We start from the raw sequence: 19,253 nt of genomic DNA, 5'->3' as shown, positions 1-19,253 counted from the left end.
TTTTTTCCAGGTCGGATCCCCGGAATATATCCACCCTGCTTTTGTAAGTTTTCAGCCATTTGTTCTGGATTCACTTGAACAAAAGTATAAAAATAAGTGAAGGCAATAATTAAAACTACATATAATACCATACCAATAGGTTGGGTATAGTCAAAGATCATTTCGATTGTAGAAGCAACTTTACTCCCTTCAAAGAAACTAGCTACCGTACGAGGTGCTATAATAAATGCAATAGCAAAAATAACTGGAATAACTCCTGCAGCATTTACTTTAAGAGGTAAATGTGTTGAGTGTCCCCCGACAGGCGACCGATTCACAAGTTTTTTTGCATATTGTATTGGGATTTTCCGTAGAGCTTGTTGGATAAAAATAACACCAACAACTACTGCAACTACAACTAATGCAATAAGTGATACAATCACGATATTAATAAACAGCTCATCGCCAGGATTGATAAAATACTGACTGTATAATTGTTTTACACCATTTGGCACTGCTGCAACGATCCCTGCAAAAATTAAAATTGAAATACCGTTGCCTACGCCATTGGCTGTAATTTGTTCGCCTAACCACATTAAAAATGCTGTTCCGCTTGTTAGTACGATAGCTATAACCAAGAATTTGGTAATGCTAGGATCGGCAATCAATAAACCGCCAGCCATAGCATTAAAGCCAATAGACATAGCAATTGCCTGGATAAATGCAAGAATGATTGTACCGTACCGGGTAACTTGAGCTAGTTTTTTCCTGCCCATTTCCCCTTGCTTTTTCCATTCCGCAAATTTAGGTACAACATCCATTTGCAATAATTGTATGATAATCGAGGCAGTAATGTAAGGCATAATTCCCATTGCAAAAATGGAAAAGTTCTGTAATGCCCCACCTCCAAATGTATTTAGGAACCCAAAAACGTTTTGTTGGTTCATAAAGTCGATGGCCTGTTTATTAGTGAATGGCACTGGAATAAATGTGCCTAGACGGAAAACGATCAACATTAATAGGGTAAAAATAATTTTCCGCCTAATGTCACCTACGCGCATAAAATTGGAGATTGTGCGGAACATTAGATCACCTCTGTTTTACCGCCCGCTGCTTCTATTGCTTCTTTAGCTGAAGCAGAGAATTTATTTGCTTTCACAGTAAATTTTTTCTCAACAGAACCGTTTCCTAGCACCTTAATACCGGCCTTTTGGTTCTTTATGACACCTTCATTTAGCAACAACTCAGGTGTGATTTCTGTACCTTCATCAAAGCGATTTAGCGCATCTAGATTAACAATGGCAAATTCTTTACGATGAATGTTTGTAAATCCTCGTTTAGGCATACGTTGGAATAGTGGTAGTTGACCACCTTCAAATCCCACACGTGTACCGCCACCTGAACGTGCCTTTTGTCCTTTATGTCCCCTACCTGATGTTTTACCATTTCCAGATGACATACCACGACCAACACGGTTGCGCTGTTTGCGTCCTTCTACTGATTTCAATTCATGTAGTTTCATGCGAGCACCTCCTCTTTACGCTTTATCAAAACTAAATTTCTTTTACCGTTACCATATGAGAAATTTTATTCAACATCCCGCGGACTGCAGGGGAATCTTCTCGTACAACGATATCATTTACTTTTTTAAGTCCTAGTGTTTGAGCAGTTTTTATTTGCCCTTCTTTTTTGCCAATAACACTGCGCTTGAGGGTGATTTCTAATTTTTTAGACATAATATATCCCTCCTTATCCTAACAGTTCTTCTACGGACTTCCCGCGTAATTTAGCTACGTCTTCTGCGCGCTTTAAGTTAGTAAGACCATTTAATGTTGCGCGAATCATATTAATTGGTGTGTTAGCTCCAAGTGATTTCGTTAAAATGTCACCAACTCCAGCAAGCTCAAGCACTGCACGAACTGGTCCCCCTGAAATAACACCTGTACCTTCTGCAGCAGGCTTCATTAACACGTTACCTGAACCGAATCGGCCATGAATTTCATGTGGTATTGTTGTTCCTACGATTGGTACTTCAATTAAGTTTTTCTTTGCATCATCAACAGCCTTTTTAATAGCCTCTGGTACTTCCAAAGCTTTACCTGTACCAAAACCTACATGGCCATTTTTATCACCGACTACTACTAATGCAGCAAAACGGAAACGACGTCCACCCTTAACAACCTTAGCTACCCGGTTGATCGTAACTACACGTTCTTCAATATCTAGTTTATTCGGATCAATGTTTGTATGCATCTATGTCCCTCCTTTATCAATTAAAATTCAAGACCTGCCTCACGAGCAGCATCTGCGATTGCCTTTACACGTCCATGATATAGATAGCCTCCACGATCAAACACAACTGTTTTATAACCTTTATCTTGGGCACGTTTTGCAATCAATTCACCGACTTGTTTAGCAGCCTCTACATTACCTGTGTTCTTATTACTGAATTCCTTATCCATTGTAGATGCACTTACTAATGTTGCTCCATTGATATCATCAATTAATTGCGCATAAACGTTTTTATTTGAACGATATACATTTAAACGAGGTCGTTCAGCCGTACCATAAAGATTTTTACGGACACGAGCGTGTCTTCTTTTACGCACGGAATTTCTATCAGGCTTTGTGATCATTTAGGTCACTCCTTTCCGCTTCCTAACTAGTCTTACTTAGCAGTTTTACCTTCTTTTTGGCGTACATTTTCACCCATGTAACGAATACCTTTTCCTTTATAAGGTTCCGGTGAGCGAATGGCTCTAATGTTAGCAGCAACAGCGCCAACTAATTCTTTATCAATACCCTTAACAACAATTTGTGTGTTTTTAGGTACTTCTATTTCAATGCCCTCTGGTTGCTCTATTTCAACCGGATGAGAATAACCTGCATTTATTGTAGTTTTATTACCTTGTTTTTGCGCTCGGTAACCAACACCAATAATTTCAAGCTGTTTTTCAAAGCCTTTATGAACACCTTCGATCATGTTATTGATGAGGCTTCGTGTTGTTCCGTGCAATGCACGGTGTGCTTTATGGTCACTAGGGCGCTCAAATGTAATTGTGTTATCTTCAACATTGATTTTAATATCCTGGTGCAGTGTTCTTGTTAACTCCCCCTTAGGGCCCTTAACAGTAACAGTGTTATCATCGAACTTTACTTCTACACCTTCTGGGATTTGAATCGGATTAAGTCCTATACGAGACATTCCATGCACCTCCTGTCTTTAAAATGTTAATTACCAAACATACGCTAGCACTTCGCCACCAACAGCTTGCGAACGTGCTTCTTTATCGGATAACACACCTTTTGAAGTCGATACAATAGCTGTTCCTAAGCCATTAAGTACTCGTGGTACTTCATTTGCTTTGGCATAAACACGTAGTCCTGGCTTACTAATACGCTTAACTCCCGTAATTACGCGCTCTTCGTTTGCACCGTATTTAAGGAAAATGCGCAGAACACCTTGCTTATTATCTTCAATGAATTCATAATCACGCACAAAACCTTCACGTTTAAGAATATCAGCGATCTCCTTCTTCATCTTAGAAGCCGGAAGTTCTAATTTTTCATGGCGCACCATGTTAGCATTACGAATACGAGTTAGCATATCTGCGATTGGATCTGTCATTACCATTACTCATTACCTCCTTCCCTTACGGGGTTTACCAGCTTGCTTTTTTGACACCAGGAATTTGACCTTTATGGGCAAGTTCGCGGAAACAAATACGGCATAGTTTAAATTTGCGAATTACAGAATGTGGACGGCCACATCGCTCACAACGTGTATATTCACGTACTCGATACTTTTGTGGGCGTTTTTGTTTTGCAATCATTGCTTTTTTAGCCACGATTTTCCCTCCTTGTATTAGCTCTAAGCTTATTTTTGGAAAGGCATGCCCAGCTGAGCTAAAAGTTCACGCGCTTCTTCGTCTGTATTGGAAGTTGTTACAATTACAATATCCATACCACGCACTTTATTTACTTTATCATAGTTAATTTCAGGGAAAATTAACTGTTCTTTTACACCCAATGTATAATTACCACGGCCATCAAATGCCTTTTTAGAAATACCACGGAAGTCACGAACACGTGGAAGTGACACTGAAATAAGCTTTTGTAGGAATTCATACATACGCTCACCACGTAGTGTTACTTTTGCACCAATAGGCATTCCTTCACGCAGGCGGAAGCCAGCAATTGATTTTTTCGCACGTGTGATCATTGGTTTTTGACCAGAAATTAATGCAAGCTCTTCTACTGCATTATCTAGTACTTTTGAGTTTTGAACAGCATCCCCAACACCCATGTTAATAATTATTTTCTCTATTGCTGGGACCTGCATAACCGATTTATAATTAAATTTATTCATCAAAGATGGTGTGATTTCATCTTGGTATTTTTGTTTAAGTTGATTCATCATGTCGCCCTCCTTTCGCATGAAACTATTTATCTAACGCTTCACCGGATTTTTTAGCGATACGGACCTTCTTACCATTTTGCACTTCATATCCAACTCGAGTTGGTTCGCCAGATTTCGGATCAATTGGCATTACGTTAGAAACGTGAATTGGTGCTTCTTGGTTAAGAATTCCACCTTGTGGATTATCCTGAGAAGGTTTAGCGTGTTTTTTTGTCATGTTAATACCCTCAACTAGAACACGTTCTTTTTTTGGGTATGCTTCGAGAATAGTCCCTTCTTTTCCACGGTCTTTACCGGATAACACTTTTACTTTATCACCTTTTTTTACATGCATGCTTAACGCACCTCCTTACAAGGCTTTTCATTACGGCTTATAATACTTCTGGTGCTAGAGATACGATTTTCATGAATTTTGCATCACGTAATTCACGTGCAACTGGTCCGAAGATACGAGTACCTCTTGGACTTTTGTCATCACGAACGATTACCGCAGCATTTTCATCAAAACGAATATAAGAACCATCTTTTCGGCGTGCACCAGTTTTGGATCGTACAATAACAGCTTTTACAACTTCACCTTTTTTGACAACGCCTCCTGGTGTTGCATGTTTTACAGTACATACAATTACATCGCCAATGTTAGCAGTTTTACGACCTGAGCCACCTAGCACTTTAATTGCTTGTAATACACGTGCACCAGAGTTATCTGCCACTTTTAAACTAGTTTCTTGTTGAATCATACCGCTGTGACCTCCCTTCGGCTACATTCCGAGCGAACTTTATTTATATAATTACCGCTTCTTTAACGATTTCGACTAAACGGAAACGCTTTGTTGCAGATAGCGGACGAGTTTCCATAATGCGAACGATGTCACCTGTTTTAGCTTGATTATTTTCATCATGCGTTTTGAATTTCTTGGAATACTTAACACGCTTACCGTATAATTTGTGGAACTTGTAAGTTTCAACTAAAACGGTAATTGTTTTATCCATTTTATCCGATACAACACGACCAGTGTATACTTTACGATTATTACGTTCACTCATTTGAGGCTAGCCTCCTCTCTAGATTAGTTATTTACACTAACTTCACGCTGACGTACAACTGTTTTCATACGGGCAATTGATTTTCTCACTTGACGAATCCGTGCTGTGTTTTCCAGTTGTCCTGTTGCAAGTTGGAAGCGTAAGTTAAATAACTCTTCTTTTAATGATTTCACTTTTTGTTCAATTTCGGCAGTGGTTAATTCTCTAATTTCATTAGCCTTCATTGCTTTCACCACCAATTTCTTCGCGTTTTACAAATTTAGTTTTTATCGGTAGTTTATGAGAAGCAAGACGCAACGCTTCACGTGCAACTTCTTCTGATACACCAGCGATTTCAAACAAGATTTTTCCTGGTTTTACTACTGCAACCCATCCTTCTGGAGCACCTTTACCGGAACCCATACGAACTTCGAGGGGTTTTGCAGTGTATGGTTTGTCTGGGAATATTTTAATCCAAACTTTACCGCCACGTTTCATATAACGAGTCATTGCAATACGAGCAGCCTCAATTTGACGGCTTGTAATCCATGTAGCTTCAGTAGCTTGCAGTCCGTATTCACCGAATGCTACTGTCGTTCCACCTTTTGCACGGCCTTTCATACGACCACGATGTTGTTTGCGATATTTAACACGTTTAGGCATTAACATAATGCATCTGCCCCCTTCCTTTAGTTTTTGTTTTTAGTTGGAAGGACTTCTCCACGATAAATCCACACTTTGACACCTAGCTTACCATAAGTAGTATCAGCTTCCGCATGAGCATAATCAATGTCAGCACGAAGTGTGTGTAGTGGTACAGTTCCTTCACTGTAATGTTCCGCACGAGCGATATCTGCTCCACCTAGACGTCCGGATACTTGAGTTTTGATTCCTTTTGCCCCTCCACGCATTGCACGTTGGATTGCTTGCTTTTGAGCACGACGGAATGAAATACGGTTTTCTAGTTGACGAGCAATATTTTCTGCAACTAACTGTGCGTTAAGATCAACTTTTTTAATTTCAACAATATTTATGTGAACACGCTTGCCTGTTAGACTGTTTAAAGATTTACGTAGCGCTTCTACTTCAGAACCGCCTTTCCCAATAACCATACCAGGTTTTCCAGTGTGAATTGTAATATTCACGCGATTTGCCGCACGTTCAATTTCAATAGATGAAACTGCAGCAGTGCTAAGACGATTTTCAAGATATTCTCTTATTTTGATATCTTCATGCAATAGATCTGCATAATCTTTGCCTGCATACCATTTGGACTCCCAGTCACGAATAATACCGACACGAAGACCGGTTGGATTTATTTTTTGACCCACTAACTATCCCTCCTTCTTTTCTGTAACAACCACTGTTACGTGGCTTGTGCGTTTGTTGATTTTACTTGCACGTCCTTGTGCACGTGGACGGAAACGTTTCAATGTTGCACCCTCATCTACAAATGCCTCTGAAATTACTAAGTTATCTGGATCCATTTCGTAATTGTGCTCTGCGTTTGCAATTGCAGAGTTTAAAAGTTTCTCTACAACTGGAGAAGCACCACGTTGTGTATGGCGCAGGATTGCAATTGCTTCGCCTACTTCTTTTCCTCGAATTAAATCGATAACCAAACGAACTTTACGAGGAGCTATACGAACAGATTTAGCAACGGCTTTAGCTTGCATGCTGAGTGCCTCCTCTCATTAGCGTTTTGTTTTCTTGTCATCGCCACTATGCCCTTTAAACGTACGGCTTGGCGCAAATTCACCTAACTTATGTCCGACCATATCTTCTGTTATATATACAGGTACGTGTTTACGTCCGTCATATACAGCTATAGTATGACCAACAAATGCTGGGAAAATAGTTGATCTACGTGACCATGTTTTAATAACTTGCTTTTTATCACTATCGTTTAATTTTTCAACTTTCGTTAATAAGTGATCATCTGCGAAAGGTCCCTTTTTTAAGCTACGACCCATGGATAAACCTCCTTTCAGAGTTGGGGAACGAATATTACTTTAATCATCTACATTCGTTATTTTTTGCGCTTACGTTCACGAACAATATATTTATTTGATGCTTTATTACGATGTCTTGTTTTGTAGCCAATTGTTGGTTGACCCCAAGGTGATAGAGGTGATTTACGTCCAATTGGTGTACGTCCTTCACCACCGCCATGCGGGTGATCAATTGGGTTCATAACAGATCCTCGTACAGTTGGGCGCTTGCCTAACCAGCGTGAACGTCCCGCTTTACCTACAGTGATAAGTTCATGTTCAATATTTCCTACTTGGCCAACTGTAGCGCGACATGTTGTAAGTATTAAACGAACTTCACCAGAAGATAAACGTACTAAGCTATATTTGCCGTCACGACCTAAGATTTGTGCTTCAGCTCCTGCCGAACGAGCTAATTGTCCACCACGCCCTGGTTTTAATTCTACGTTGTGAATGATAGTACCTACCGGGATACTTCCGAGTGGCAGAGCGTTACCTGTTTTAATATCAGCATTCTCACCAGACTCAATCATATGCCCAACTTTCAGCCCTTTTGGAGCTAAAATATAGCGTTTTTCTCCATCAACATAGTTAATTAGAGCAATATTTGCAGTACGGTTTGGATCGTACTCGATTGTAGCAACGCGTCCTCGTATTCCATCTTTGTCACGTTTAAAATCAATTAAACGATATTGGCGCTTATGCCCACCACCTTGATGACGCATAGTAATTCTGCCTTGGTTATTACGACCGCCACGTTTACTTTTTGAGCTTAATAAAGATTTCTCTGGAGTATCGGTTGTAATATCTGTGAAGTCTAAAACAGATTTGTTACGAGATCCATTCGATGTTGGTTTAAATTTTTTGATAGCCATCTTTTTCCCTCCCTTTCTATTCCTATATTAACCTTCAAAGAAGTCTAGTTCTTTACTATCTTCCGAAAGTTGAACGATAGCTTTTTTACGATCTGAACGGTAACCGCCATAACGGCCCATTCTCTTGAACTTACCTTTTATATTCATTGTGTTGACTTTAAGAACTTTAACACCAAAAACAGTTTCAACAGCAGTTTTGATTTCTGTTTTGTTTGCTTTTGGACTTACTTCGAACGTGTATTTTTTCTCTCCCATTAGATCAGCAGAGTGTTCTGTAATTACCGGGCGCTTAATAATATCACGTAGATCTGCCATTATGCAAGCACCTCCCCTGCTTTATCAGCTGCATCCTTTGTTAGGATCAACTTGTCATGCATAAGTAAATCTAATACATTTACTTCTTCCACAGTAAGTACTTTTACTGTTTGAAGATTGCTAGCTGAGCGAATTACATTTTCGTCTTTCTCGGAGACTACAATTAATGTTTTCCCGTCTACTTTAAGACCGTCAAGCATGTTAATTACTTGCTTTGTTTTTGGCGCATCGAATGAAAGACTTTCTAAAATAACGAGATTATCTTCTTTCGCTTTAGAAGAAAGTGCTGATTTCAATGCTAAACGTCGTACTTTTTTTGGTAACTTATAGCTGTAGCTACGTGGTGTTGGGCCAAACACAGTACCACCGCCTACCCATTGAGGGGAGCGAATAGAACCTTGACGAGCACGACCTGTTCCTTTTTGTCTCCATGGTTTACGGCCGCCGCCTCTAACTTCAGAGCGGTTTTTCACTGCATGAGTACCTTGCCTTAAAGAGGCTTGCTGCATAACTACCGCCTCACGCAATACATGTTCATTTGGCTCAATTCCAAAAACAGATTCATTTAGTTCTACATCTCCAGCTTGTGATCCATCTTGTTTAAAAAGTGCTACTTTAGGCATGACATATCCTCCCTTCGTATATATAATTATTTAGCCTTTATTGTACTTGTGATTTTAACGTAAGATTTTTTTGCTCCAGGTACGTTTCCTTTAATTAATAAAAGATTTTTCTCTGCATCTACATTAACTATTTCTAGGTTTTGAATAGTTACTTGTTCAGAACCCATTTGTCCTGGAAGTTTCTTCCCCTTGAAAACCCGACTAGCATCAATCGGCCCCATTGAACCCGGTCCTCTGTGATAGTGGGAACCGTGACTCATTGGTCCACGATGTTGATTGTGACGTTTGATAGCACCTTGGAAACCTTTACCTTTCGTTGTTCCTGTCACATCAATTTTATCGCCAGTTTGAAAAACTTCTACGCTGATTTCTTGACCAACTTCATATTCATCAAGATTCGCGGTACGGATTTCACGAACGCAGCGCTTAGGGGCTGTATTTGCTTTTTCAGCATGACCTTTTTCCGCTTTATTTGTACGTGATCCTTTTTTATCAGCAAATCCGATTTGTAGTGCCTCATAGCCATCATTTTCGATTGTTCTTTTTTGCAAAACTACATTGGGCTCAGCCTGGATTACTGTTACAGGAGTTAGTTCTCCATTATCTGAAAAAAGCTGAGTCATGCCGATTTTACGACCTAAGATTCCTTTCGTCATCCGTTACACCTCCTATATTAAACATTCCTATTATAATTTAATTTCAATATCCACACCGGATGGTAAGTCAAGACGCATTAACGAATCAACAGTTTTTGGTGTTGGATCAACAATATCGATTAATCGCTTATGTGTACGCATTTCGAACTGTTCGCGCGCATCTTTATACTTATGCACTGAACGTAGCACTGTGTAAACATTCTTTTCTGTAGGTAGTGGAATCGGTCCAGAAACATTTGCACCGGAACGTTTCGCAGTGTCTACAATTTTCTCGGATGATTGATCCAAGATGCGATGGTCATAAGCCTTTAACCGAATTCGAATTTTTTCTTTTGCCATTACTTTCCCTCCTTCGTCGCCTATTTTAAAACAGACATTCTCCATGAAAATTTCTCGACCACCCGCCATGGCAAAGGGGCCGGGTGTGTCAACAACCTTTCATTTCATCGCCCATTTAGCCAACATTCTCATTATAAAGAATGTATACGGCTTTTGCAAGCCAATTTCAAAAAAGATCTATTAGATTGCACATCTATGTATTATACAAATTCAAAGGTGTAAATGCAAGGGATAGCAGTGATTTTTCATAAAAAAAATATTACAAAAAGCAGATAGCGTTTCACCGCTATCTGCTTTTTAATTAATAGTTATTACTTTTCAATGCTAGTTACTACACCAGAACCAACAGTACGTCCACCTTCACGAATAGAGAAGCGTGTACCGTCTTCAATAGCGATTGGAGAAATTAGTTCAACAGCCATTTCAATGTTGTCTCCAGGCATTACCATTTCTACTCCCTCTGGTAATTCAATAACACCAGTTACGTCAGTAGTACGGAAGTAGAATTGTGGACGATAATTTTGGAAAAATGGAGTGTGACGTCCACCTTCTTCTTTAGATAGTACGTATACTTCTGATTTAAATTTTGTATGAGGAGTAATTGAACCTGGTTTTGCTAAAACTTGACCACGCTTAATATCTTCACGTGCAACACCACGTAATAGAGCACCTATGTTGTCTCCAGCTTCAGCATAGTCTAGTAGCTTACGGAACATTTCAACTCCTGTAACAGTAGATTTCTCAGCTTTTTCTGCAAGACCGATGATTTCAACCTCATCACCGACTTTAATTTGACCACGCTCAACACGGCCAGTTGCAACTGTACCACGGCCTGTAATAGAGAAAACGTCCTCTACTGGCATCATGAATGGCTTGTCAGTGTCACGCTCAGGTGTTGGAACATATTCGTCCACAGCAGCCATTAGTTCAACAATTTTTTCTTCATACTCTGCATCACCTTCAAGTGCCTTAAGAGCAGAACCTTTAACTACTGGTACATCATCACCAGGGAAGTCGTATTCTGTTAATAGATCACGTACTTCCATTTCTACTAGCTCTAGTAATTCTTCGTCATCAACCATATCAGTTTTGTTTAGGAATACAACGATTGATGGTACTCCAACGTTACGAGATAGTAGAATGTGCTCACGAGTTTGTGGCATAGGACCGTCAGCAGAAGATACTACTAGAATAGCGCCGTCCATTTGTGCCGCACCTGTGATCATATTCTTAACATAGTCAGCGTGTCCTGGGCAGTCTACGTGTGCATAGTGACGAGTTTCAGTTTCATACTCAACGTGAGAAGTTGCAATTGTGATTCCACGTTCTTTCTCTTCTGGTGCACCATCGATTTGGTCATAAGCCATTGCCCCACCAGTACCTGATTTTTTGTGCATTACAGTCGTAATTGCAGCAGTTAATGTAGTTTTACCATGGTCAACGTGACCAATAGTACCAATGTTTACGTGACTTTTTGAGCGATCAAATTTTTCTTTAGCCATTTATAATTCCTCCCTTTGGTTGAAAAAAGTTTTTTTGATTTTATTTTAGAGCGCAGTTATGTATGTAACTACGCCTCCAATCATTGTTATACTTTACATCTGTGAAAAAATCAATTATTCACCGACATTTTTCTTGATAATTTCGTCAGCAATACTTTTTGGAACCTCTTCATAATGATCAAAGACCATTGTAAACGTTCCACGGCCTTGTGTGTTTGAGCGAAGTGCAGTTGCATAACCAAACATTTCTGAAAGAGGAACAAATCCTTTAACAAGTTGTGCTGGTCCGCGAGCTTCCATACCTTCAACACGGCCTCGACGTGAAGTGACGTCACCCATAATGTCACCCATGTATTCTTCAGGGATAACAATTTCCACTTTCATCATCGGCTCTAATAAAACAGGATTACATTTATCTTTCGCTGCTTTTAACGCCATTGATCCGGCAATCTTAAATGCCATTTCATTGGAGTCAACGTCATGATAACTTCCATCATATAGTGTAGCTTTAACATCAATCATTGGGTAACCAGCTAACACACCATTTTCAAGTGATTCTTCAATACCAGATTGGACAGAAGGAATGTATTCACGAGGAACAACACCACCAACGATTTTGTTTACAAATTCAAAACCGGCTCCTTCTTCATTTGGCTCAAAGTTAACCCAAACGTGACCATATTGTCCACGTCCACCAGACTGACGAATGAACTTACCTTCTACTTCTGCTGCACTTCGGAATGTTTCTCGGTAAGCAACCTGTGGTGCACCAACATTTGCTTCTACTTTAAATTCACGTTTTAGACGGTCAACAATAACATCTAGGTGAAGTTCACCCATTCCAGAAATAATTGTCTGACCTGTTTCAACATTCGTCTCGGTAGTAAATGTTGGGTCCTCTTCAGCTAGCTTTCCGAGTGCAATACCCATTTTGTCTTGGTCTGCCTTTGTTTTTGGTTCAATAGCAACACCAATAACTGGATCAGGGAAATCCATAGATTCAAGAATAACAAGGTTCTTCTCATCACATAGGGTATCCCCTGTTGATGTATCCTTCAAACCAACGCCTGCAACAATTTCTCCTGCATAAACGGTAGAAATTTCTTCACGAGAGTTTGCATGCATTTGCAGGATTCTTCCAATACGCTCTCTTTTGTCTTTTACAGAGTTTTTAACATAGGATCCTGAATTTAATGTTCCGGAGTATACTCGGAAGAATGTTAGTTTTCCAACATAAGGGTCTGTCATTACTTTAAACGCCAATGCTGAAAACGGTGCATCGTCACTAGATTCACGTGTAATTGTTTCTTCTGTACCAGGAACGATACCTTCAATTGCTGCAACGTCTGTTGGTGCTGGCAGATAATCGATTACGCCATCAAGCAATAGCTGAACACCTTTGTTTTTAAATGCTGAGCCGCAATAGACAGGGTAAAACTCAACTGCTAATGTTGCTCGGCGAATAGCATTTCTCAATTCGTCATTGGAAATTTCTTCACCTTCAAGGTACTTCATCATTAGATCTTCATCAAGCTCAGCTACTGATTCAACTAAGTCTCCTCGCAATTCCTCTGCCTTCTCTTTATATTCATCCGGAATTTCACGAGATTCAGCTTTTCTTCCTAAGTCATCCAAATAATAATGTGCTTCCATATTAATCAGGTCAATAATACCTTCAAAATTGTCTTCAGCACCAATTGGCATCTGCACTGGATGCGCATTAGCTCCTAAGCGATCTTTCAAAGTACTAGTAGAATAAAGGAAGTCTGCGCCAACCTTATCCATTTTGTTAATGAAAACAATTCTTGGAACCCCGTATGTTGTTGCTTGACGCCATACAGTTTCAGTTTGTGGTTCCACACCAGACTGTGCATCAAGAACTGTTACCGCTCCATCGAGTACACGCAATGAGCGCTCAACTTCTACTGTGAAGTCTACGTGCCCAGGTGTATCAATGATATTAATACGATGGTCATTCCATTGAGCCGTAGTAGCTGCAGAAGTGATCGTAATTCCGCGGTCTTGCTCTTGTTCCATCCAGTCCATTTGTGAAGCACCTTCATGTGTTTCGCCAATTTTATGAATGCGTCCTGTATAGAAAAGAATACGCTCTGTAGTAGTGGTTTTTCCCGCATCAATGTGGGCCATGATACCGATATTGCGTGTCTTTTCCAAGGAGAACTCTCTTGCCATGTATTCTTCTCCTTTCTATAAAAGCTTATAGTGTAGTTTTTATTACCAGCGATAATGTGCAAATGCTTTATTCGCTTCTGCCATTTTATGCAATTCTTCACGTCTTTTAACGGAAGCGCCTGTATTATTTGATGCATCTAGAATCTCATTGGCTAGACGATCTTCCATTGTTTTTTCTCCACGTAGACGTGAATAATTAACAAGATAACGTAAACCTAATGCCTGACGTCTTTCAGGGCGAACCTCCATAGGAACTTGGTAGTTTGATCCCCCAACTCGGCGTGCGCGTACTTCAAGTACTGGCATTACGTTTTTCATTGCTTGTTCGAATACTTCCATCGGGTCTTGACCGCTTCTTTGTTTTACGAGTTCAAATGCTTTATAAAGAATTTTTTGTGCTATTCCACGCTTACCATCTAGCATTACCTGATTGATTAAGCGGGTAACTAATTTTGAATTATAAAGCGGATCTGGTAAGACATCGCGCTTAGGTACTGGTCCTTTACGAGGCATATGTCCCCCTCCTTTCTTTTTTATCTAAATTGCTTTTTATTTTTTGGGTTTTTTAGCACCGTATTTAGAACGGCCTTGTGCACGTCCTTCTACACCTGCAGTGTCAAGCGCACCTCTTACAATATGATAACGAACACCTGGTAAGTCTTTAACACGACCTCCACGAAGCAATACAACACTGTGTTCTTGTAGGTTGTGCCCGATTCCAGGGATATATGCAGTTACTTCCATATTATTTGATAGTCGTACACGTGCATATTTGCGAAGTGCTGAGTTCGGTTTCTTAGGTGTCAATGTACCAACACGAGTACAAACGCCACGTTTTTGTGGAGAGTTAAGGTTAGTGAATTGTTTTTTGAAACTGTTGTACCCTCTATTAAGCGCTGGAGAGTCATACTTTTTAGGCTTATTAACACGGCCTTTTCGAACAAGTTGATTAATTGTAGGCATTTTATTTTCCTCCTTTCTTCTTTATTACATATACTGCCATTAGAATTGTGTAAAATTAAAAACTAGTAACTATCTACATTATCAGGTTTGCTAATACCACACATCCAGGTGGTTCATCTTCCGGTAAAAAACAAAGTCTTCGCGTTGCTACGCCAAAACTAATGCTGTTTTACACCCGCTGTAGATGTAGCGACATCAACGCCACAAGCAGTTCCTAGCTTTTTCATTGAATCTACACGTTCACAAGGTATATTTAGCTCTTTTGCTAAATGAACTACCCTTTGTGTTAATTGTTGATCTGCATCATCAGCAATAAACACTTTACTTATTCCACCTTTTTTCATGGCTTTAAGTGTTTGTTTGGTTCCGATAACCATGTATGATTGAACCTGACTCACTTTTTCATAAGACATATCATATCCTCCAAAGTAACAAGTATAAATCGGAGCACCTTGAATATAGTATCATTACCTTTTTTTAATGTCAACTTAAATTTTACTATTTTTCATAAGTGCTTACCAACTTTTTGTCAATATTTGAGTTCTCAGGTATATCTCATTAAAGTGATATCGGAAAGGGGGAATTAGATAAGCCTAACCCCCACTAACCCATATTTTACTATTTAATCGTTTCTGTTGTTTCTTCCGTCTCTTCTGCTTCGTCTGCTTCCGCCTCTGGATCATCTACATCGGCTTCTATTTTACGATACCTCTGCATACCGGTTCCAGCTGGTACAAGCTTACCGATAATGACGTTTTCTTTTAGTCCTAATAAATCATCGCGTTTTCCTTTGATGGCTGCATCTGTAAGGACTTTTGTTGTCTCTTGGAAGGATGCGGCTGATAAGAAGGAATCTGTCTCAAGAGATGCTTTTGTAATACCTAGCAACACCGGCTTACCAACTGCTGGTTGTTTACCTTCACGTAGCACCTCTTGGTTTGCCTCCTTGAATTGATGCAATTCAAGGAGTGAACCAGGTAGTACATCCGTATCCCCAGACTCTACTACTCTGATTTTACGCAACATTTGGCGAACCATTACTTCTACGTGTTTATCGCCAATTTCAACACCTTGCATACGATATACACGTTGAACTTCGCGCAACAAGTAAGCTTGAACTCCTTCTACACCTTGTACCCGCAATAGCTCTTTCGGATCAACAGAGCCTTCCGTTAATTCTTGCCCTGCAATTACTTTATCACCTACAGATACTTTTAGACGAGCATTAAATGGAGCTGTGTACTCTCGTTGCTCTACTTCGCCCTGAACAACAATTTCCTGCTTATCCTTTCCTTCTTTGATTTCTTCAATTGTTCCAAAGATCTCACTAATGACAGATTGACCTTTTGGATTTCTCGCTTCAAATAGTTCCTGAATACGAGGTAAACCTTGCGTGATATCATCACCTGCAACACCACCAGTGTGGAATGTACGCATAGTCAGCTGTGTACCAGGCTCTCCAATAGATTGTGCAGCAATAATACCTACAGCCTCACCAACTTCGACTTCGTCACCCGTAGCAAGGTTGCGTCCATAACACTTCTGACAAACGCCATGTTTTGTATTACAAGTGAATGCAGATCGAATGGTTACTTGTTCAATACCAGCATCGATAATTTGTTTTGCTTGATCTTCAGATACAACTGTATCTTCTTCAGCAATTATTTGCCCAGTTTCAGGATGTTTAACTGTTTCAAATAGAGTACGTCCGATTAGACGATCAATTAATGGCTCAATTAGCTCTGTACCTACTGTTAATGCAGAAACTTTCAAGCCTCGGTCTGTACCACAATCCGCCTCACGGACAATAACATCCTGCGCAACGTCTACAAGACGTCTCGTTAAATATCCAGAGTCAGCTGTTTTAAGTGCTGTATCTGCTAAACCTTTTCGTGCTCCGTGTGTAGAGATAAAGTACTCTAGCACTGTCAGACCTTCACGGAAGCTGGATTTAATAGGCAACTCAATTATTTCACCAGCCGGGTTTGCCATCAGACCGCGCATACCAGCAAGCTGTGTAAAGTTAGAGGCGTTACCTCTCGCCCCTGAGTCACTCATCATAAAGATAGGGTTCGTGTCACTTAGGGACTTCATCAACTTGTCTTGAATCTCATCTTTCGCATCAGACCAAATTGCAATAACTCTGTCATAACGCTCTTCCTCCGTGATTAAACCTCTACGGAATGTTTTTTGTACGTTATCCACTTTAGTCTGTGCTTCATCTAAAATCTTTTCCTTTTCCCCTAACACCACGATATCAGAGACACCTACAGTCATCCCTGCTTTTGTAGAATAAGCAAAACCTAAGTCTTTCATGCGGTCCAGCATCTTAGATGTTTCACTGATTTTAAATCGCTTAAAGACCTCTGCAATAATATCTCCGAGGATACCTTTCTTAAACGGACCGATTAATTCACGTTTTTTTATTTCCTCTTTTACATCAATGTCCGTGTTTACAAAATACTTATCAGGTGTTTTTACTTCCAAGTTACTATTCGTTGGCTCGTTTATATACGGGAACGAATCCGGTAAGATTTCATTAAAGATTAATTTACCGACAGTAGTCAATAGCAATTGATCATGCTGTTCTTCGGTAAATGTTTTGTTGTCCAAGCTGCCTGCATCTACTGCAATCCTGCTATGCAGATGGACATATCCATTTTGATAAGACATTAAGGCCTCATCCGCATCTTTAAATATGCTTCCTTCACCAACTGCACCCTTACGTTCCAGCGTTAAATAATAGTTACCTAAAACCATATCTTGCGACGGTGTAACAACTGGTTTTCCATCTTTAGGGTTTAATATGTTTTGCGCTGCAAGCATTAAAATACGCGCTTCCGCTTGTGCCTCAGCAGATAATGGAACGTGGACTGCCATTTGGTCACCATCAAAGTCTGCATTATATGCCGTACAGACTAGAGGGTGCAAACGTATTGCACGTCCTTCTACTAGCTTAGGCTCAAAGGCTTGAATCCCCAGTCTGTGCAGAGTTGGTGCTCTGTTAAGCATGACAGGGTGTTCTTTGATAACCTCTTCTAGAATATCCCACACATCTGGATGGACACGCTCAATTTTACGTTTTGCCGATTTAATATTATGAGCAATCCCTTGCTCAACAAGTTCTTTCATAACAAATGGCTTAAATAATTCTAAAGCCATTTCTTTTGGCAAACCACATTCATACATTTTTAGATTAGGACCAACCACAATTACAGATCGTCCAGAATAATCCACGCGCTTCCCTAGTAAGTTCTGACGGAAACGCCCTTGCTTACCTTTTAGCATATGTGATAAGGATTTTAATGGGCGGTTTCCAGGACCTGTAACCGGACGGCCACGACGGCCATTATCAATTAACGCATCTACCGATTCTTGCAACATCCGTTTCTCGTTTTGCACAATAATACTAGGAGCCCCAAGATCTAGTAAACGCTTCAAGCGGTTATTTCGGTTAATAACTCTTCGATATAAATCATTTAAATCAGAAGTTGCAAATCGTCCACCATCAAGTTGAACCATCGGTCTGATCTCTGGAGGAATAATAGGTAAAACATCCAGAATCATCCAAGATGTATCATTGCCAGAGTTTCTAAAAGCCTCCATCACTTCCAGCCTTCTGATTGCACGTGTCCTACGCTGGCCTGAAACCGTATTAAGTTCTTCCTTCAAGGCTTCTACTTCTTTATCCAAATCAATATCCTGCAACAATTTTCTTATTGCTTCAGCACCCATTTGGGCTTTAAATGATTTTCCATATTTATCGTAATAAGTACGATATTCTTTTTCTGATAATAATTGTTTTTTCTCAAGGGGTGTATCGCCTGGATCCGTAACAATATATGCAGCAAAATAGATAACTTCCTCTAATGCTCTTGGAGACATGTCTAAAACAAGACCCATTCGGCTTGGGATCCCTTTAAAATACCAAATATGCGATACCGGAGCGGCAAGTTCTAAATGTCCCATTCGTTCACGACGAACTTTGGCCTTTGTAACTTCCACTCCGCACCGGTCACAAACGACTCCTTTATAGCGTACACGCTTATACTTACCGCAATGACATTCCCAGTCCTTTTGCGGGCCAAATATACGTTCACAAAACAAACCGTCTTTTTCTGGTTTCAAGGTACGATAGTTGATCGTTTCTGGTTTCTTTACTTCTCCATAAGACCAGGAGCGAATTTTCTCTGATGACGCTAACCCAATTTTCATATACTCAAAGTTATTTACATCTAACAAGGGGCCTACCTCCCTTTTTTTGTCCGATTTCACCCTAATTTATCTTCTTATCATTTTGTATGTCAGTTCAGATAAATTGTACATTTATGCCTTTTTAACATTATCACTAAGTACTTCAACCTTTTATGA

The 19,253-nt window shown here is 39.9% G+C and carries 27 protein-coding genes and 1 pseudogene; all 28 read right to left on the bottom strand.

Annotation, left to right across the window (positions count from 1 at the left end):
- Positions 1–1,064: preprotein translocase subunit SecY (gene secY, locus GZ63_RS0103655; protein WP_029266951.1), on the bottom strand; the 1,064-nt coding region annotated here is incomplete at its 3' end.
- Positions 1,064–1,501 (bottom strand): 50S ribosomal protein L15, encoded by a 438-nt coding sequence (rplO, locus tag GZ63_RS0103650; protein WP_029266950.1) that lies wholly within the window; start codon positions 1,499–1,501, stop codon positions 1,064–1,066. The genes secY and rplO, both read right to left, overlap by 1 nt.
- Before the next feature lie 31 nt (positions 1,502–1,532).
- Positions 1,533–1,715 (bottom strand): 50S ribosomal protein L30, encoded by a 183-nt coding sequence (rpmD, locus tag GZ63_RS0103645; RefSeq protein ID WP_029266949.1) that lies wholly within the window; start codon positions 1,713–1,715, stop codon positions 1,533–1,535.
- Positions 1,716–1,728: 13 nt separating this feature from the next.
- Positions 1,729–2,232 carry a 30S ribosomal protein S5 gene (gene rpsE, locus GZ63_RS0103640; protein ID WP_029266948.1) on the bottom strand — a complete coding sequence of 168 codons (504 nt, stop codon included), beginning with the start codon at positions 2,230–2,232 and terminating at the stop codon, positions 1,729–1,731.
- A 20-nt stretch (positions 2,233–2,252) separates the two neighbouring features.
- Positions 2,253–2,615: a 50S ribosomal protein L18 gene (rplR, locus tag GZ63_RS0103635; RefSeq protein ID WP_029266947.1), complete on the bottom strand. Its 363-nt coding sequence runs from the start codon at positions 2,613–2,615 to the stop codon at positions 2,253–2,255.
- Positions 2,616–2,647: 32 nt separating this feature from the next.
- Positions 2,648–3,184, bottom strand: coding sequence for a 50S ribosomal protein L6 (gene rplF / locus GZ63_RS0103630; RefSeq protein WP_029266945.1), 537 nt, complete (start codon positions 3,182–3,184; stop codon positions 2,648–2,650).
- Between the two features lie 30 nt (positions 3,185–3,214).
- Positions 3,215–3,613, bottom strand: coding sequence for a 30S ribosomal protein S8 (rpsH, locus tag GZ63_RS0103625; RefSeq protein WP_029266944.1), 399 nt, complete (start codon positions 3,611–3,613; stop codon positions 3,215–3,217).
- A 28-nt stretch (positions 3,614–3,641) separates the two neighbouring features.
- Positions 3,642–3,827: a type Z 30S ribosomal protein S14 gene (locus GZ63_RS0103620; RefSeq protein ID WP_029266942.1), complete on the bottom strand. Its 186-nt coding sequence runs from the start codon at positions 3,825–3,827 to the stop codon at positions 3,642–3,644.
- A 29-nt stretch (positions 3,828–3,856) separates the two neighbouring features.
- The gene (gene rplE, locus GZ63_RS0103615) at positions 3,857–4,396 is read right to left on the bottom strand and encodes a 50S ribosomal protein L5 (protein ID WP_029266940.1); all 540 of its coding nucleotides are present in this window, start codon (positions 4,394–4,396) and stop codon (positions 3,857–3,859) included.
- Positions 4,397–4,421: 25 nt separating this feature from the next.
- Positions 4,422–4,733, bottom strand: a complete 312-nt coding sequence (gene rplX / locus GZ63_RS0103610) for a 50S ribosomal protein L24 (RefSeq protein WP_029266936.1) — start codon at positions 4,731–4,733, stop codon at positions 4,422–4,424.
- Positions 4,734–4,770: 37 nt separating this feature from the next.
- Positions 4,771–5,139, bottom strand: a complete 369-nt coding sequence (gene rplN, locus GZ63_RS0103605) for a 50S ribosomal protein L14 (protein WP_029266935.1) — start codon at positions 5,137–5,139, stop codon at positions 4,771–4,773.
- A gap of 43 nt (positions 5,140–5,182) precedes the next feature.
- A complete protein-coding gene (rpsQ, locus tag GZ63_RS0103600; protein ID WP_029266934.1) occupies positions 5,183–5,446 on the bottom strand; it encodes a 30S ribosomal protein S17 in 264 nt (87 codons plus the stop codon).
- Positions 5,447–5,469: 23 nt separating this feature from the next.
- Complete coding sequence (rpmC, locus tag GZ63_RS0103595) at positions 5,470–5,670, bottom strand: 50S ribosomal protein L29 (RefSeq protein ID WP_029266933.1); 201 nt, start codon at positions 5,668–5,670, stop codon at positions 5,470–5,472.
- The gene (gene rplP, locus GZ63_RS0103590; RefSeq protein ID WP_029266932.1) at positions 5,660–6,094 is read right to left on the bottom strand and encodes a 50S ribosomal protein L16; all 435 of its coding nucleotides are present in this window, start codon (positions 6,092–6,094) and stop codon (positions 5,660–5,662) included. The genes rpmC and rplP overlap by 11 nt, the downstream gene beginning before the upstream one ends.
- Before the next feature lie 6 nt (positions 6,095–6,100).
- A pseudogene (gene rpsC, locus GZ63_RS0103585) lies at positions 6,101–6,756 on the bottom strand (30S ribosomal protein S3); the annotation flags it as partial.
- 3 nt (positions 6,757–6,759) lie between these two features.
- Positions 6,760–7,101 carry a 50S ribosomal protein L22 gene (rplV, locus tag GZ63_RS0103580; RefSeq protein ID WP_029266930.1) on the bottom strand — a complete coding sequence of 114 codons (342 nt, stop codon included), beginning with the start codon at positions 7,099–7,101 and terminating at the stop codon, positions 6,760–6,762.
- 18 nt (positions 7,102–7,119) lie between these two features.
- A complete protein-coding gene (gene rpsS / locus GZ63_RS0103575) occupies positions 7,120–7,398 on the bottom strand; it encodes a 30S ribosomal protein S19 (RefSeq protein WP_029266929.1) in 279 nt (92 codons plus the stop codon).
- A 56-nt stretch (positions 7,399–7,454) separates the two neighbouring features.
- A complete protein-coding gene (gene rplB, locus GZ63_RS0103570) occupies positions 7,455–8,291 on the bottom strand; it encodes a 50S ribosomal protein L2 (RefSeq protein ID WP_029266928.1) in 837 nt (278 codons plus the stop codon).
- Between the two features lie 27 nt (positions 8,292–8,318).
- Positions 8,319–8,606 carry a 50S ribosomal protein L23 gene (gene rplW, locus GZ63_RS0103565; RefSeq protein WP_029266926.1) on the bottom strand — a complete coding sequence of 96 codons (288 nt, stop codon included), beginning with the start codon at positions 8,604–8,606 and terminating at the stop codon, positions 8,319–8,321.
- The gene (gene rplD / locus GZ63_RS0103560; RefSeq protein WP_029266924.1) at positions 8,606–9,229 is read right to left on the bottom strand and encodes a 50S ribosomal protein L4; all 624 of its coding nucleotides are present in this window, start codon (positions 9,227–9,229) and stop codon (positions 8,606–8,608) included. The genes rplW and rplD overlap by 1 nt, the downstream gene beginning before the upstream one ends.
- Before the next feature lie 26 nt (positions 9,230–9,255).
- Positions 9,256–9,885, bottom strand: a complete 630-nt coding sequence (gene rplC / locus GZ63_RS0103555; protein WP_029266922.1) for a 50S ribosomal protein L3 — start codon at positions 9,883–9,885, stop codon at positions 9,256–9,258.
- 30 nt (positions 9,886–9,915) lie between these two features.
- Positions 9,916–10,224 (bottom strand): 30S ribosomal protein S10, encoded by a 309-nt coding sequence (gene rpsJ / locus GZ63_RS0103550; RefSeq protein ID WP_029266921.1) that lies wholly within the window; start codon positions 10,222–10,224, stop codon positions 9,916–9,918.
- 311 nt (positions 10,225–10,535) lie between these two features.
- Positions 10,536–11,726 (bottom strand): elongation factor Tu, encoded by a 1,191-nt coding sequence (gene tuf / locus GZ63_RS0103545; RefSeq protein ID WP_029266920.1) that lies wholly within the window; start codon positions 11,724–11,726, stop codon positions 10,536–10,538.
- A gap of 114 nt (positions 11,727–11,840) precedes the next feature.
- Complete coding sequence (fusA, locus tag GZ63_RS0103540) at positions 11,841–13,919, bottom strand: elongation factor G (RefSeq protein WP_029266918.1); 2,079 nt, start codon at positions 13,917–13,919, stop codon at positions 11,841–11,843.
- A gap of 42 nt (positions 13,920–13,961) precedes the next feature.
- On the bottom strand, positions 13,962–14,432 hold the full coding sequence (gene rpsG / locus GZ63_RS0103535; protein WP_029266917.1) for a 30S ribosomal protein S7: 471 nt from the start codon (positions 14,430–14,432) through the stop codon (positions 13,962–13,964).
- A 36-nt stretch (positions 14,433–14,468) separates the two neighbouring features.
- Positions 14,469–14,882, bottom strand: coding sequence for a 30S ribosomal protein S12 (rpsL, locus tag GZ63_RS0103530; protein ID WP_029266916.1), 414 nt, complete (start codon positions 14,880–14,882; stop codon positions 14,469–14,471).
- A 158-nt stretch (positions 14,883–15,040) separates the two neighbouring features.
- Positions 15,041–15,295 carry a ribosomal L7Ae/L30e/S12e/Gadd45 family protein gene (locus GZ63_RS0103525; RefSeq protein ID WP_029266915.1) on the bottom strand — a complete coding sequence of 85 codons (255 nt, stop codon included), beginning with the start codon at positions 15,293–15,295 and terminating at the stop codon, positions 15,041–15,043.
- A 205-nt stretch (positions 15,296–15,500) separates the two neighbouring features.
- On the bottom strand, positions 15,501–19,124 hold the full coding sequence (gene rpoC, locus GZ63_RS0103520; protein WP_029266914.1) for a DNA-directed RNA polymerase subunit beta': 3,624 nt from the start codon (positions 19,122–19,124) through the stop codon (positions 15,501–15,503).
- Positions 19,125–19,253 lie beyond the last annotated feature (129 nt).

Origin of the sequence: Virgibacillus alimentarius, from assembly GCF_000709085.1 — a bacterium.
Classification (GTDB): Bacteria; Bacillota; Bacilli; order Bacillales; family Amphibacillaceae; genus Virgibacillus_B; species Virgibacillus_B alimentarius.
Note: the sequence above shows the minus strand (reverse complement) of the source record. Positions and strands in the feature narration are given on the sequence as shown.

Coding starts and splice junctions, on each gene's coding strand:
- rplO (WP_029266950.1), bottom strand. CDS start 1,501: ATGAAACTACATGAATTGAAATCAGTAGAAGGACGCAAACAGCGCAAC.
- rpmD (WP_029266949.1), bottom strand. CDS start 1,715: ATGTCTAAAAAATTAGAAATCACCCTCAAGCGCAGTGTTATTGGCAAA.
- rpsE (WP_029266948.1), bottom strand. CDS start 2,232: ATGCATACAAACATTGATCCGAATAAACTAGATATTGAAGAACGTGTA.
- rplR (WP_029266947.1), bottom strand. CDS start 2,615: ATGATCACAAAGCCTGATAGAAATTCCGTGCGTAAAAGAAGACACGCT.
- rplF (WP_029266945.1), bottom strand. CDS start 3,184: ATGTCTCGTATAGGACTTAATCCGATTCAAATCCCAGAAGGTGTAGAA.
- rpsH (WP_029266944.1), bottom strand. CDS start 3,613: ATGGTAATGACAGATCCAATCGCAGATATGCTAACTCGTATTCGTAAT.
- rplE (WP_029266940.1), bottom strand. CDS start 4,396: ATGAATCAACTTAAACAAAAATACCAAGATGAAATCACACCATCTTTG.
- rplX (WP_029266936.1), bottom strand. CDS start 4,733: ATGCATGTAAAAAAAGGTGATAAAGTAAAAGTGTTATCCGGTAAAGAC.
- rplN (WP_029266935.1), bottom strand. CDS start 5,139: ATGATTCAACAAGAAACTAGTTTAAAAGTGGCAGATAACTCTGGTGCA.
- rpsQ (WP_029266934.1), bottom strand. CDS start 5,446: ATGAGTGAACGTAATAATCGTAAAGTATACACTGGTCGTGTTGTATCG.
- rpmC (WP_029266933.1), bottom strand. CDS start 5,670: ATGAAGGCTAATGAAATTAGAGAATTAACCACTGCCGAAATTGAACAA.
- rplP (WP_029266932.1), bottom strand. CDS start 6,094: ATGTTAATGCCTAAACGTGTTAAATATCGCAAACAACATCGTGGTCGT.
- rplV (WP_029266930.1), bottom strand. CDS start 7,101: ATGCAAGCTAAAGCCGTTGCTAAATCTGTTCGTATAGCTCCTCGTAAA.
- rpsS (WP_029266929.1), bottom strand. CDS start 7,398: ATGGGTCGTAGCTTAAAAAAGGGACCTTTCGCAGATGATCACTTATTA.
- rplB (WP_029266928.1), bottom strand. CDS start 8,291: ATGGCTATCAAAAAATTTAAACCAACATCGAATGGATCTCGTAACAAA.
- rplW (WP_029266926.1), bottom strand. CDS start 8,606: ATGGCAGATCTACGTGATATTATTAAGCGCCCGGTAATTACAGAACAC.
- rplD (WP_029266924.1), bottom strand. CDS start 9,229: ATGCCTAAAGTAGCACTTTTTAAACAAGATGGATCACAAGCTGGAGAT.
- rplC (WP_029266922.1), bottom strand. CDS start 9,885: ATGACGAAAGGAATCTTAGGTCGTAAAATCGGCATGACTCAGCTTTTT.
- rpsJ (WP_029266921.1), bottom strand. CDS start 10,224: ATGGCAAAAGAAAAAATTCGAATTCGGTTAAAGGCTTATGACCATCGC.
- tuf (WP_029266920.1), bottom strand. CDS start 11,726: ATGGCTAAAGAAAAATTTGATCGCTCAAAAAGTCACGTAAACATTGGT.
- fusA (WP_029266918.1), bottom strand. CDS start 13,919: ATGGCAAGAGAGTTCTCCTTGGAAAAGACACGCAATATCGGTATCATG.
- rpsG (WP_029266917.1), bottom strand. CDS start 14,432: ATGCCTCGTAAAGGACCAGTACCTAAGCGCGATGTCTTACCAGATCCG.
- rpsL (WP_029266916.1), bottom strand. CDS start 14,882: ATGCCTACAATTAATCAACTTGTTCGAAAAGGCCGTGTTAATAAGCCT.
- GZ63_RS0103525 (WP_029266915.1), bottom strand. CDS start 15,295: ATGTCTTATGAAAAAGTGAGTCAGGTTCAATCATACATGGTTATCGGA.